General features: G+C 74.3%; 15 protein-coding genes. 9 read left to right on the forward strand and 6 right to left on the reverse strand.

The genetic code is table 11. The features are described 5' to 3' along the window. Nucleotides 1–48: 48 nt before the first annotated feature. On the reverse strand, nucleotides 49–1,806 hold the full coding sequence (locus AB0M80_RS15865) for a CocE/NonD family hydrolase (RefSeq protein WP_364564534.1): 1,758 nt from the start codon (nucleotides 1,804–1,806) through the stop codon (nucleotides 49–51). A 12-nt stretch (nucleotides 1,807–1,818) separates the two neighbouring features. Further along, entirely contained in the window at nucleotides 1,819–2,241 is a 423-nt protein-coding gene (locus AB0M80_RS15870) for a TetR/AcrR family transcriptional regulator (protein WP_364564537.1), read from the reverse strand. Between AB0M80_RS15870 and AB0M80_RS15875 the strand changes: the two genes are divergently transcribed. The 3 genes from AB0M80_RS15875 to AB0M80_RS15885 all read left to right on the forward strand — a co-directional run bounded on the left by AB0M80_RS15875 (nucleotide 2,240) and on the right by AB0M80_RS15885 (nucleotide 3,769). Further along, the gene (locus tag AB0M80_RS15875; protein WP_364564540.1) at nucleotides 2,240–2,572 is read left to right on the forward strand and encodes an SRPBCC family protein; all 333 of its coding nucleotides are present in this window, start codon (nucleotides 2,240–2,242) and stop codon (nucleotides 2,570–2,572) included. The two genes, AB0M80_RS15870 and AB0M80_RS15875, sit on opposite strands and share 2 nt — an antisense overlap. Before the next feature lie 40 nt (nucleotides 2,573–2,612). After that, the gene (locus AB0M80_RS15880; protein WP_364564542.1) at nucleotides 2,613–2,984 is read left to right on the forward strand and encodes a helix-turn-helix domain-containing protein; all 372 of its coding nucleotides are present in this window, start codon (nucleotides 2,613–2,615) and stop codon (nucleotides 2,982–2,984) included. Nucleotides 2,985–3,061: 77 nt separating this feature from the next. Further along, entirely contained in the window at nucleotides 3,062–3,769 is a 708-nt protein-coding gene (locus AB0M80_RS15885) for a M50 family metallopeptidase (protein WP_364564545.1), read from the forward strand. Here AB0M80_RS15885 and AB0M80_RS15890 read toward each other — a convergent pair. Both AB0M80_RS15890 and AB0M80_RS15895 read right to left on the reverse strand, forming a co-directional pair. Next, on the reverse strand, nucleotides 3,766–4,416 hold the full coding sequence (locus AB0M80_RS15890) for a response regulator transcription factor (protein WP_364564548.1): 651 nt from the start codon (nucleotides 4,414–4,416) through the stop codon (nucleotides 3,766–3,768). The two genes, AB0M80_RS15885 and AB0M80_RS15890, sit on opposite strands and share 4 nt — an antisense overlap. After that, nucleotides 4,391–5,626 carry a histidine kinase gene (locus AB0M80_RS15895; protein ID WP_364564550.1) on the reverse strand — a complete coding sequence of 412 codons (1,236 nt, stop codon included), beginning with the start codon at nucleotides 5,624–5,626 and terminating at the stop codon, nucleotides 4,391–4,393. The genes AB0M80_RS15890 and AB0M80_RS15895 overlap by 26 nt, the downstream gene beginning before the upstream one ends. A gap of 169 nt (nucleotides 5,627–5,795) precedes the next feature. On the opposite strand from AB0M80_RS15895, the gene AB0M80_RS15900 reads away from it, so the two are divergent. Further along, the gene (locus tag AB0M80_RS15900) at nucleotides 5,796–6,443 is read left to right on the forward strand and encodes a GPP34 family phosphoprotein (protein ID WP_364564553.1); all 648 of its coding nucleotides are present in this window, start codon (nucleotides 5,796–5,798) and stop codon (nucleotides 6,441–6,443) included. A 98-nt stretch (nucleotides 6,444–6,541) separates the two neighbouring features. Here AB0M80_RS15900 and AB0M80_RS15905 read toward each other — a convergent pair whose 3' ends face one another. After that, on the reverse strand, nucleotides 6,542–7,138 hold the full coding sequence (locus tag AB0M80_RS15905; RefSeq protein ID WP_364564556.1) for a TetR/AcrR family transcriptional regulator: 597 nt from the start codon (nucleotides 7,136–7,138) through the stop codon (nucleotides 6,542–6,544). Nucleotides 7,139–7,230: 92 nt separating this feature from the next. Between AB0M80_RS15905 and AB0M80_RS15910 the strand changes: the two genes are divergently transcribed. From AB0M80_RS15910 to AB0M80_RS15930, 5 genes are all read left to right on the forward strand, one after another. Next, entirely contained in the window at nucleotides 7,231–7,728 is a 498-nt protein-coding gene (locus AB0M80_RS15910) for a PH domain-containing protein (RefSeq protein ID WP_364564558.1), read from the forward strand. Then, nucleotides 7,725–9,188 (forward strand): PH domain-containing protein, encoded by a 1,464-nt coding sequence (locus AB0M80_RS15915; RefSeq protein ID WP_364564561.1) that lies wholly within the window; start codon nucleotides 7,725–7,727, stop codon nucleotides 9,186–9,188. The genes AB0M80_RS15910 and AB0M80_RS15915 overlap by 4 nt, the downstream gene beginning before the upstream one ends. A gap of 10 nt (nucleotides 9,189–9,198) precedes the next feature. Next, nucleotides 9,199–9,972: an isocitrate lyase/phosphoenolpyruvate mutase family protein gene (locus tag AB0M80_RS15920; protein WP_364564564.1), complete on the forward strand. Its 774-nt coding sequence runs from the start codon at nucleotides 9,199–9,201 to the stop codon at nucleotides 9,970–9,972. A 32-nt stretch (nucleotides 9,973–10,004) separates the two neighbouring features. Then, nucleotides 10,005–11,018, forward strand: a complete 1,014-nt coding sequence (locus AB0M80_RS15925) for an aminotransferase class V-fold PLP-dependent enzyme (protein ID WP_364564567.1) — start codon at nucleotides 10,005–10,007, stop codon at nucleotides 11,016–11,018. A 79-nt stretch (nucleotides 11,019–11,097) separates the two neighbouring features. Continuing rightward, nucleotides 11,098–11,721, forward strand: coding sequence for a hypothetical protein (locus AB0M80_RS15930; protein ID WP_364564786.1), 624 nt, complete (start codon nucleotides 11,098–11,100; stop codon nucleotides 11,719–11,721). A 17-nt stretch (nucleotides 11,722–11,738) separates the two neighbouring features. Here the strand turns inward: AB0M80_RS15930 and AB0M80_RS15935 are convergent, their stop codons facing one another. Continuing rightward, a complete protein-coding gene (locus AB0M80_RS15935; protein ID WP_364564570.1) occupies nucleotides 11,739–12,674 on the reverse strand; it encodes a ferritin-like domain-containing protein in 936 nt (311 codons plus the stop codon). Nucleotides 12,675–12,772 lie beyond the last annotated feature (98 nt).

The following is a 12,772-nucleotide window of genomic DNA, read 5'->3' on the forward strand; positions in this document are numbered from 1 at the left end:
CGGGCTACGGGAAGTACTTTCGCCGGACGGTGTACGGAGGGCGTCCGCCTAGTGTTCGGGCTCTGTAAGGCCGAGGGTGACCGACGTCCGCGCGAGGTCGAACGTCACCGTGTCGCCCAGCGGCGGCAGCGCCGGGTCGAACAGCAGCCCGTCGGTGCCGCCGAGGACCAGCCCGAGCCGGTGCCCGGCCGGCACGACGTGGTCGAGCGCGGTGAGGGTGAACGTCATCGGGTACGCCCGGCCCGGGACGAGCGGCTCGCCGTGCCGCAGCGACGCGTGGTGCCCGAGGTCCGCCCAGCCGGCGGCGACGATCCGGTGGCCGGCCGAGAGGACGTCCGCGGCCGTGTCGAGGAAGCACGCGCTGTCGGCGCCGGAGCCGGCACCCCAGCACGAACGCGTGGCGAGGTTCTTCACCCCGCTGCCGTAGGTCGCGGTGTTGCGCGCCTCGGCGGGGCCGTAGTCGACGAGCGCGACGCCGAGCCGGGCGGCGGTCTTGTCGGACGACGCGGTGATCGTCACCGACGGCGACCCGGCGATCCGCACCGGCGTGGCCAGGGGAGCGCCGGTGAACCGCGCGGCCGACAGCCCGGCCACCCACTGCTCGCGGGTGACGGCCGGGTCGTCGACGACGCTCGCCGTGCCCGAACCGATCGGGCCCAGCGTGCCGTCACCTGCTGGGTGCAACGTCACCGGGCGCGTGGCGGGCGGCCAGTTCCGGACGTCGGTCCACTGGTCCGGCGCGGTTTCGAGGTGCACGGCGGGCTCGTGTTCGACGCCGTTGCGCAGACCGAGCAGCCAGCGGTCGAACCAGCGGTGCAGCGTCTCGACCCACCGCGCCCGCTGCAGGTCGAAGGGGTCGGTGTGGCCGGCCTGGCTCAGCCACGCCTTGCGCGGGACGCCCGCCCGGCCCAGCGCGTCCCAGTAGGCGGCGAACTGGTTCGGCGCGACGACCCAGTCCCCGAAGCCCTGCGCGGCGAGCACGCTCGCGCGGACCTGCCCGGCACGCGGGACGAAGTTCACGCTCCGCCAGTAGGCGTTGTAGTCGCCGTTCGTGCCCGCGCGCGCCTCGAGGTCCGCCTCGAACGGCCGGCACAGCTCGGCCGCACGCTCGTTGTACGTGAAGGACGACCCGGTGTTCTCCGGCGTGGCCAGGGGCGCGCCGTTCGCGATGAGCTGGGCGTAGTTGTCCGCGACGCCTTCGATCGGCACGATCGTCTTCAGCCCGGCGATGCCCGAAGCGGCCATGCCGATCGCGGTGGCGCCGTCCTGCGACTTGCCGATCGCGCCGACGTCCCCGGTGGCCCAGTCCGCTTTCACCGGCCGGCCGCCGTCGGGGGCGTCGAAGGCCTTCGCCCGGCCGTTGAGCCAGTTCACGACCGCGTTGCCGGACCCGACGTCGTCGAAGCAGCCGGACGACCGGTTCGTCCCGCCGACGTCGGCCAGCACGACCGCGTAGCCGCGGGGCACGAAGTAGTTGTCGTAGAACAGCGGGAACTGCTGCGGGGTGCCGTCCGGTGCGTACGTCTTCTTCTGCATTTCGTTGCCGCGCCCGCAGCACGCGTAGTACGGGCTGACGTCGAGGATCACCGGGACGCGCACGTGCGCGCCGGGCCGGATGACGTCGGCGGCGACGCGGTCGGGCTTGCCGTCGCGGTCGTGGTCGGTGCCGGTCTCCACCCACGCCGTCTCGCGGATCGCCTGGTCGTAGGCGTAGATCGGGCGGCTTTCCGGCGGCGATGCCGAAGCCGCGGGGGTGAGTCCCGCCGTCGTGCTCAAGGCCGCCATGAACCCCAGTAGCAAGCGCATGGCGCCAGTGCATCACGGGTTTTCGTACCTCGCCAAGAACTGGTCCATGGCGGCGTCGACGGCGGCACGGTCGCCGGTGGTGACGAGGTCGAGCAGCAGCCCGCGGGCCACGGCGAGGCCCAGCCGGGCGTGGGCCGGCCGGTCGGCCTCCGGGACGCCGTACCGGGCGAGCAGGGCCTCGATCGGGCCGAGCCAGTCCTCGACCACGCCGTCGAGGAAGTCCGCCGTGCCCGGGGTGCCGCCCAGGGCACGGCCGTAGAGCTGGAAGAACAGCTTTTCGTTGGCGCGCAGGCTTTCGTCGGTGAGCCGCCGCCAGAACTCGCGGCCCGCGTCCGCCGGGCCGAGGCCGGCGAGCGCGGCGCGCTGCCGGGCCTCGACCTCCCGCGCCACCGCCGTGAGCAGGCCTTCCTTCGAGTCGAAGTGGTAGATCAGCATGCGGTGGCTGGTGCCGAGGTCGGTCCGCGCGGGGACGGACGAGCCGGAAGGCCTGGGCGCGGTCCGGCTGTTCAAGACGAACGGCGTCCGGTCGTACGAGAAGATCGTCGCGCTCGAGCCCGGCCGCCGGTTCGGTTATGCGCTGGAGCACGGCCTGCCGCTGCGGGACTACGTCGCCTACGTCGACCTCTCACCCCGCGACGGCGGCACCGACATCCACTGGCACTCGACGTTCACGCCCCAGATCCCCGGCACCGGCTGGTTCTACCGGTGGTTCCTCGGCTCCTTCATCAAGCGGGTGGCCGGAGGATTGGCCGCCGCCACTGCCTGAACGGCGTGTTACTCTCTCGCGGAAAGTGAGGAGGTGCGCCGTGGGCCCCGACCCGTACGACCGCAACTGCCCGACCCGCCAGCTGCTCGACCGCATCGGCGACCAGTGGACGGTGCTGATCGTCGGCGCGCTCTCCGGCGGCCCGCTGCGGTTCACCGAGATCGGCCGCCGGGTGGACGGGATCTCCCAGAAGGTGCTGACGCAGACGCTGCGCAGCCTGGTCCGCGACGGCATCCTCACCCGCACGGCGTACCCGACGATCCCGCCGAAGGTCGAGTACGAGCTGACGGCCCTGGGACGCAACCTGTCCGAGCCGCTGGACGTGCTGGATCGCTGGGCCCGGCGGCACATGTCCTCGGTCCAGCAAGCCCGGGACGCCTACGACGCGGAGCACACGCCCGCGTCCGCATAGTCACCTCGGCTGGACAGCTCCTGGACAAACCGTCTCCGTACGGGTTCCGCGGTCCCGCCCGCAGGGACACTGTCGCCGTGCTCAACGAGACCGTGCCCGCGCCGGGCTGGGGAGTTGTTGCTGTCACCGCGTTGTTCGCCTTCGCGGTGTCGCTGACTTCGGTCGTCACGCCGCCCAGTGGCCGGCGGAGCCTCCTGCGCAACGCCAATGTCCTGGGCACCCTGTTCCACGAAGGCGGCCACGCGCTGGTGATCCTGTTGACCGGCGGTGACGTCTCCCGCGTCGCCATCACCAGTGCGGGCTCCGGCCACGTCGAAGGGAAGCACGACTCGGGGCTCGGCGCCGTGCTGGCCGGTGCCGCCGGGTACGCGATGCCGCCGCTGGCCGGGCTGGGCGCGGCCGTTCTGCTGCACCGCGGGCACGTCCAGGCCGTACTCGTCCTGACTCTCGCCGCGTTGGCGTTCCTGCTGCTGTTCGCCCGTGACCTGCTCACCGTCGTCCTGATCGTCGTGGTGGGGGCGGTCGTGTACTCGGCCCTGCGCTACGCCCCGGGCTGGCTGCGCACCGGCATCGCGTACACCGAAGCCTGGCTGCTGCTGACCAGTGAGCTCGACGGCGTGCGGATCCTGGTCGTCAACCGCAGGCAGAGCGGGTTCAAGACCCAGAAGGACGACGCCGCCGCGCTGGCCAAGCGCACCGCCGTGCCTTCGCCCCTGTGGATCGGCGGGTGGTTCCTGCTCAACGGCTGGGCGATTTGGCACGCCGCCCCGCTGTTGTTTCCTTAACGGGCCACCAAACCCGCCTCGTGGGCCAGCAACCCCGCCTGGGTCCGGTTCGCGCAGTCCAGCTTCACCAGCATCCGCGAGACGTAGCTCTTCACCGTCGCCTCGGCCAGGTGCAGGCGGGCGGCGATGTCCGCATTGGACAGTCCCGCGCCGAGGCAGGCCAGCACGTCCCGCTCCCGTTCGGTGAGCCCCGCCGTCCGGCGGCGCGCCTCTTCGCCGCGTTCGCGGCTGTCGGTGGACAACGCCACCAGCCGGCGAGCGGCCGACGGGGACAGCACCGTGTGGCCGTCCGCCGCCACGCGGACCAGGCTGATCAGGTCCTCCGGCGGTGTCGACTTCACCAGGAACCCCGCCGCGCCCGCGCGCAACGCCCGGAGCACGTAGGTGTCCGCGTCGAACGTCGTGAGGGCCACCACCGCCGGCGGGTCCGGCAACGCCGTGATCCGCGGGATCGCGGTCAGCCCGTCGACCCCCGGCATCCGCAGGTCCATCAGCACCACGCGCGGCCGGTGCCGGACCACGGCCTCGACGGCTTCGGCGCCGTCGGCGGCCTGGGCGACGACCTCGATGTCGCCCGCCGAGCCCAGGATCGTGCGCAGGTGCGCGCACACCATCGGCTCGTCATCGACCACGAGCACCGGGATCACCGTGCGTGCCTTCCGCCGTGGGGACGTAGGCGGGCAGTATCGCACCGACCCGGAATCCGCCGCCGGGTGCCGGGGCGGCGTCGAACCGCCCGCCGACCAGTTCGACGCGCTGCCGCAGGCCCGCCAGCCCAGCCCCGGAACCGCTGCCGGCCAGCGCCGGGTCGGGCATACGCGCCGCCGCCGTGTTGCCCACCGAGACGTCCAGGCCACCCGGGTGGTAGCGCAGGGACACCGTCGCCGCCGCGCCCGGCGCGTGCTTGCGCACGTTCGTCAGCGCCTCCTGCACCAGCCGGTACGCGGTGCGCGCCACGGTCGGCGACACCTGGGCCGGATCACCGTCCACGACGAGTTCCGTCGTCACCCCGACCGACCGGGACTCCTCGACCAGCCGCGCCGGGTCGCCGGGTTCCGCCGGGCTGAGCGTCCGCGGCCCGGACTCGACGCCGTTGCGCAGGACACCGACCAGGTCGCGCAGTTCGTCCAGCGCCAGCGCGCCCTCGCGGCGGATGTCCTCGGCCGCGGTCCGCGCGGCCGGGTCGGCCGACGTCACGCCGAGCGCGCCGGCGTGCAGCACCATCAGGCTGAGCCGGTGCGTGACGACGTCGTGCATCTCGCCCGCGAGCCGGCGCCGTTCCGCCGCCCGGGCCTGCTCGGCGAGCAGGTGCTGCTCGCGCTCGGCGCGTTCCGCCCGGTCCCGCAGCGACTGCAGCAGCTGCCGCCGCGCCTGGAAGTACAGCGAGCTCAGCGCCGGCAGCGCGGTGTTGAGCAGGCCGAACGGCGTGGTCGACCAGCTCGGCGTCCACGGCCGCGCGGCCACCACGGCCAGGACGCCGGCCACCCACAGCACGGTCCGCCGGTCCAGCACCCGCGCCGCCTGGGACAGGATCACCGGGGTGATCGCCGGCACCGTCGTCAGGGCGAGCGGGTGCAGCGGCACGAGCAGGCCGGGTGCGAAGGTGTCGGAGGCGAGCATCGCGAACGCCACCGCGGTCAGGAACGCGCACACCGGCCCGGGGAACCGGAACAGCAGCACCAGCGAGAAGTCGCAGAGCAGCTGCAGCACCAGCCCGGCCGCCGGGCCGAGCAGGCCGGTCGTGACGTCGCCGAGCCGGTAGAGCAGGACGTTGAGCCCGGCGAACGCGAACGCCGCCACGAACAGCCAGCAGGCGTCGGAGCGGCTGGGCCACAGCGGCCGCCGGGCGGTGGTCACGCGGCCACGTTAACGGCTCACGCGGGCCGCGGCCCCGGATGCGCAACCAAAGTTGCGGCCCGTGGGCCGGCGCGCAACGTTCGTCGCCGCGATCACCGTCCTCCGCCGGTTTCGCCCGGCATCGGGGAACCGGTGGACTGGGGACTCCACGATGAGGGACGGAAGTGAGATGAGCGAGCTGTCCTTGCCCGCCCGGGCGTACCTGCTGGCGTGCGACACCGGGCGCAACCGGCTGCCGGACCGGGAGCGCGTGGCGCAGCTGGTCCGCGCGGCGGCGCTGACGGACCTGGTGCTGCGCGGCCGGCTCGCCGACGACGGCGGCCGCCCGGTGGTTTCCGGCACCGGCGGCACCGGTCACCTGGTGCTCGACGACCTGCTCGCCGAACTGACCGCCGACCCGCACCGGAAGTGGCGTGCCTGCGTCCGCCGCGGAGCCCGCGGGACGCTGCAGTCCGTGGAGGCCCAGCTCGACGCGGCGGGCGTGCTCTCGTTGCGGATGTCCCGCGTGCTGGGGGTGTTCCCGCGCCGCCGCCCGGTGGTCCGCGACGTGGCGACGGCGGCCGCGCTCCACGACCACGTGACGGCGGCGCTGCGCGGCACCGCACCGGTGCCCGCGGACGTCGCGGCCCTGACGTCGCTGGCCGCGGCGGCCGAGCTGGACGCGGTGCTCCCGCGGGGCGAGCGCCGCCGCCACCGCGCGCGGCTCGCGCGGCTGGAGGAGCAGGCGGGTGCCGCGGTCCCGGCCCTGCGCAAGGTGATCCGCGAACTCCAGGCGGCCCGCACGGCCGCGATCGCGGCCGGCTCCGGCGGCGGCTGACCCACCCGGACGACACGCGTACCCAGGCGGACGACACGCGGGACCGGACCTCGTACTCGCCGTGTCGTCCGTCCAGGTGCGCGTGTCGTCCGCCGGGGTCAGGGGGTGAAGAGGCGGTCGAGGTAGTAGTCCACAGTGGAGATCGCTTCGGCCGGGGTTCGGTGGCCCATCAGGATTTCCGAGCCTTGGGAGTCCGCGATCGCCCACAGCAGGGCCGCCTCGATCTCGGGGTCGGCCCAGGCCGGGACGTCGCCCGCGTCCTGGGCCTGGCGGACCTGGTCGGCGAAGAACGCCAGCAGTTCCGGCATGCCCTCGCCGAAGGCCTTCGCCATCGCCGGGTCCGCCACGGCGCGGATGAAGTACGCGACGCCGATCAGGAAGTCGGCCTCGCTGTCGTGGTCGCGCGGCAGGATCTCCACCAGGCACGCGCGCAGGATCGACCGTGGCGTCGGCGGTCCCTCGGCCAGCACCTTCGCGGTGATCCGCTCGCTGCGGAGCCGGTGGCGGTGCTCCAGGGCGAACCGCAGCATCTCGTCCTTCGTCTTGAAGTAGTGCTGCACCGATCCCATGGACATGCCCGCTTCGGCCGCGACCTGGCGCAGGCTGACGCCTTCCAGCCCGGCGCGCGTGGTCAGCCGCAGCAGCGCCTCGGCGATCTGCACCCGGCGCTGCTCGTGGTCCACCTGTTTCGGCACGTCCGCTCCCGTTGTCATGCGATCGCATTGCGAAAACCCGGGCTCCGCCGTTACGATGCGGTCGCATTGTAAAACAACCTCGGGGGTGTCCGGTGGAGACCGGAAAAGTACGGCTGCGGCCACCGCGCCACGCACTCGACCGTCGCGCGATCGCCTGGTGGCGCACGCAAGGAGCGCTGGTCTTCGCGCCCGCCGCGCTCGTGCCGGCGGTCCTCGGCCTGCTGATCCCGCCGGCCGCGTGGTGGCTGCTGGTCCCGGCTGCGGTGATCGCCCTGATCGGCGCGGCCTGGTGCGCGGTGCTGCCGCGGTGGTGGTTCGGCCTGCACCGCTGGGAGGTCACCGACACGGCGGTCTACGTGCGCTCGGGCTTCCTGTGGCAGGAGTGGCGCGTGGCCCCGCTTTCGCGCGTCCAGACGTTCGACACGCTGCGCGGGCCGCTGCAGCAGCGCTTCGGGCTCGCCACCGTCACGGTGACGACGGCCTCGGCACGCGGCGCGGTGAAGCTCCGCGGCCTCGACGCGCGGCTCGCGGCCGAGGTCGCCGAGCGGTTGACCGAACGCACGGACGCCACGCCCGGGGACGCGACGTGACCGGCTGGCGCCGGCTCGACCGGCGCACCCTCGGCGTCACCGCGGTCCTGATGGCCGGGATCGCCGTCTCGGCCGGCACCCCGATCGCCATCGGGACCAGGTCGCTGTGGCTCGTCCCGGCCGCGGCGCTCCTCGTCGGCGCCGGGGTGCTCGCCGAATACGCCCGCTGGCGGTACACCCGGTTCCGGTGCACGGCCGAGCGCCTGGAGATCGAGTTCGAGTTCGTCGCACACACGCGCAAGTCCCTGTCCCGCGAACGCATCCGCAGCGTCGACCTGACGGCGAACCCGCTGCACCGCGCGTTCGGCGTCGCGGTGCTGACCGTCGGCACCGGGCAGCACGAAACGTCCGGGTCGGGCCGCATCACCCTCGCCCCGCTGGCCAGGGCCGACGCCGAAGCGTTGCGCACCGAGCTGCTGCACCGCGCCGAGGCCCACGAAACCGCCGGCGGCCCACTGGCGACCCTCGATCCGCGGTGGATCCGCTACGCACCGGTGTCTTTCGTCGCGCCGACGCTCGGCCTGGCCGCGTTCGGTGCGCTGTTCAAGGTCGCGGACTGGTTCGGCGCCGGGGCCGGGCTGCTGAAGTGGCTGCTGGACCTCTTCGGCGACTTGCCACTGCCCGCGAGCACCCTGCTCCTGCTGGCCTTGGCGATCGTCATCGGCGTCGCCGGTGCCGCCGGCCTGTTCGTCGAGATGTGGTGGCACTACCGGCTGGAGCGCGAACCCGGCGGCACGCTGCGCGTCCGCCGGGGCCTGCTCACGACCCGGTCGATCACCGTCGAAGAACGGCGCCTGCGCGGCGTCGAACTCGTCGAGCCGCTCGGCGCCCGCCTTTCCGGCGCCGCGCGCGTGGACGCCATCGCCACGGGCATGAAGAGCGACGACGGCAAGACCGAAGCCAAGACGCTGCTGCCGGTCGTGCCGCGCGCGATCGCCCGGGAGGTGGCGGCGCGGGTCGCGGGCGAACCCGTGGCGGAGGTCCCGCTGGTGCCCCACCCACCGGCCGCCCGGGGACGGCGGCTGCGCTGGGCCGTGCTCGCGGCGCTCGTCCCCGTGCTGGTCCTGCTGGTGCTCGGCGCGCTGCTCACCGACGTCCTGCTCGTGCTCGGCGGGCTGCTCGCCGTCGTCGCGCTGCCGGTGGCGCTCTTGCTGGCCCTGGACGCCTACCGCGGCCTCGGGCACGGCTCGCGCGGCCGCTACCTGGTGATGCGGGCGGGTACGGTCCGGCGAAGCACGGCCGTGCTGGCGCGGGACGGAGTGCTCGGCTGGACGGTGAAGCAGTCGGTGTTCCAGCGCCGTCGCGGGCTGGCGACGTTCACCGCGACCACCGCGGCCGGATCGGGCGCCTACTCGATCCGCGACGCCGACGCCGCCGAGGGCCTCGCGTTCGCGGTGGCGGCCGTGCCGGGGGTGCTGGAGCCGTTCGCTTCGGTGCCCGCCGAAGCGTCGCGGACCTAGATTCGGGCCCATGGACGAATTCCGTGCCTTGCACGTGCCCGGCTCCCCGTTGCTGCTGCCGAACGCGTGGGAGTTCGGCGTCGGCGCCTTCCTCGCCGCGCAGGGCTTCCGCGCCCTGGGCACGACCAGCCTCGGCGTGGCCGCGGCGGCGGGAGAACCCGACGGCGCACCGTCGACGCGCGACGCGACCGTCGCCCTCGCCACCCGCCTGGCGCGGCTGGACGCGCTCGTCAGCGTCGACATCGCCGACGGCTTCGGTGCGGACCCGGCCGCGGTCGCCGACCTCGCCGCCGAGCTGGCCGGCGCCGGTGCCGTCGGCGTCAACCTCGAAGACGGCAGGCCCGACGGCACGCTCGCGCCGGTCGACGTCCACTGTGCGCTGGTCGAGGCGGTGAAGGACCGGGTGCCCGGCCTGTTCGTCAACGCCCGGACGGACACGCACTGGGCCGGCGACCGCTCGATCGCCGAAGCCGAGCGGCGGGTGCGGGCGTACGCGGCGGCGGGCGCCGACGGCGTCTTCGTGCCCGGGCTCGCCGAGCCGGGTGACGTCGAGCGGATCGTCGCCGTCGGCGTCCCGCTCAACCTGCTGTTCCTGCCGGGCCGGGTCACCGTGGCCGGCCTGGCGGAGCTGGGGGTCGCGCGGGTCAGCCTGGGCTCGCTGCCGTACCGGATGGCCCTCGCGGCCGCGGCCGAAACCGCGCTGGCCGTGCGCGAAGGCCGTGACCTGCCGCTGAGCCCGCCGGGCTACGCCGACGTCACCGCGCTGCTGCCGAAAATCGGGTGAACCGGCCCGGCCGGATCTGCTTGGGTCGGGGCATGCGTGCCTTCGGAACCGACTTCGCCGTCCCGCCCGGATACCTGAACACGCCCAGCGTGGGCATCCCGCCCGCGCCGGTGGCCGAGGCCGTCGCCGCATCGGTGGACCGGTGGCGGACCGGAGCGATCCGGCCGGGGGAGTTCGACCAGTACGTCGAGCGGTCGCGGGCCGGGTTCGCCCGGCTGCTCGGCGTCGAACCCGGCCGCGTCGCGAGCGGCGCGTCGGTCTCGCAGCTGATCGCGAACGTGGCCGCGGCGCTGCCCGCCGGCACCCGGGTGCTCGCCGCCGAAGGGGACTTCACCAGCGTGACGTTCCCCTTCGCGGCGAACCCCGGCGTCACGGTGACCGAGGTGCCCCTGGACGTGCTGCCGTCGCGGGTCGAAGGCCACGACGTCGTCGCGGTGAGCGTCGTGCAGTCCGCCGACGGCCGGATCATGGACCTCCCGGCGTTGCGCGGCGCGGCCGAGGCCGCCGGGGCGGCCGTGCTGCTCGACGCGACCCAGGCGGTCGGCTGGCTGCCGCTGGAGGTCGCCTGGGCGGACTGGGTGGTCGGGGCCGGCTACAAGTGGCTCTGCTCACCGCGTGGCAGCGCGTGGCTCGCGGTGCGGCCGGACGCGCAGGAGCGCACCCGCGCGGTCGCGGCGAACTGGTACGCGGGGGAGGACCCGTGGGCCACCGTCTACGGCCTCCCGCTGCGGCTGGCCGGCGACGCCCGCGCGTTCGACCTCTCGCCGGTCTGGCTGGCCCACGTCGGCTCGGCCGTGGCGCTGGAGTACTTCGGCGGCCTCGACCTCGCGCAGGTCCGGGCGCACAACACCGGGCTTGCCGACACGCTGCTGGAGAAGCTCGGGCTGCCGCCGCGCGGCACTGCGATCGTGGCGCTCGACGCTTCTCCCGAACGGGCGGCCGAGGCGGGGATCGTCTCGAGCGTCCGCGGCGGCCGGGTGCGGGTCGGCTTCCACCTCTACAACACCCTTGACGACGTCGAACGCCTGTTACCCGCATTCGAGTGAACGGCCACGGGCGGGTGAACTACCGTATGGCCCCGTGGTTGGTGCGCATTTCACCCCAGGCCCGTCCGACACGGCCCCGCTGGGCGCGGTTCCCCCGCAGCCCCGGCCGCCCGTGCCGCCGGCGCGCGACACCCGGTCCCTGCTGCTCAGGGGCGCCGGGCTGGTCGCGATCGCCGTCGTCTCCGGGCTGCTGTGGTACCTGATCCGGCACGACTCCGCGCCGGACGAGCCGGTGGCGCAGCCGCCGGCGCAGAACTCCGGGCAGTTCCAGTTCACGAAGGTCGCCGGGCCGGAGAAGACCGGCGACTGCACCGCGAAGTCCTACGGCGATACCAAGGACTTCTTCCAGGACAACCCGTGCCAGTCGCTGGTCCGGGCGCTGTACACGACGGAGTCGGGCGGGGCGAAGGCCCTGGTGTCCGTGGTGGTGGTCGGGATGCCGGACTCGTCGAAGGCGAAGGCGCTCAAGGCGCTGACGGAGAAGGACGGCACCGGCAACGTCACCGACCTGGTCCGCGACAAGACGTTCGCCGCCACGGGCACCCCGAGCGTGAGCGGCAGTGACGCGGCGTACGCGTCGAAGGTGGACGGCACGAACACGACGATCGTGCTGGCCGACTTCTACGCCAAGCACAAGGACAAGGACCTGATCGAGAAGATCGCCGACGACGCCCTCCGCCTCTCGGCCGACCTCCACAGCTGACCCACTCCTGACCCCCTTCAGGCCGGCTGGCCGGGCAGGGCGATCGCCGTCGGCTTCTCGCCCGCCTCGGACCGCCACGGCGTACCGCGCCGCGAAGCCGCCACCAGGGCGTGCAGGGCCGTCGTGCGCAGGCCCGCGTCGTCCGTGTGGTTCACCACCGCCAGCCACGCCGACGCGCAGTCCGCTTCGGCCGTCGCCACCACCTGGGCCGCCGACGTCGCGTCCGTCACCGGGTTCTTCGGGACGTACGCCGCTTCCGGGGCGACGGGGGTGGCCCCGGCCGCCGAGAGCATCGACTGCAGCAGGTCACGGCGCAGGGCGTGCTCCGCGGCCCCGCTCTTCTCGGCGTCGCCGAAGTCGCCCGGGAGGAACGCGCTGACCAGCCCGTACACCCACACGGCGGCGTGCTCGGCGGCCAGCGCCGCCTGCAGCGGGTCCACCGCCTCCGGCGGCACGGCGCCGGACGGGGTGGCCCCCACCTTCGGGGCGTCCTCGCCCGGACCCAGCGCCGGTGCGGTGCGCTGCAGCGCACCGCAGCCCGCCGCCACGGCCGCGACCAGCCCGGCGCGGTAGCGCGGCAGCCCGGGGACGAGGTCTTCGGCCTGCTTGCGCGCGGCCGCCAGCCGCTCCTTCAGGTCGCTCAGCGCCGCGGGCGCCGGCGGGGTCGGGGACGGCGACGGCTTGGGCCGGTTCAGCCGGCCCACTTCGGACTTCAGCGCGGCCGCGTGCGCCGCGCGCGCGTCGGCGAGCGGGCCGGCGGCGTCGGCGTCGGCCCCCTTGGCCAGCGCCCGGGCGGCGGCGGCGTCCGCCTCGGCGGCGGCCAGCAGCGGTTGCAGTGGGTCGGGGCTTTCGTCGTAGCCGGGCCCGCAGGCGGCGAGGGGAACGGCCAATGCGGCCAGCGCCCCCACGCGGAGGGCGGCACGACGGGTCAGCTCGGTCGGTCTTCCGGTCACGCCGCCCCATCCTGCCAGGCCCCCGGGCGGCCCCGCCGCTCGCGCGGGGTGACCGGGCGACCGGATAAGCTGGTCCACCACCGACCCGACCACCATCC

The sequence above is a fragment of the Amycolatopsis sp. NPDC051045 genome (assembly GCF_040682955.1).
Taxonomy (GTDB): Bacteria; Actinomycetota; Actinomycetes; order Mycobacteriales; family Pseudonocardiaceae; genus Amycolatopsis.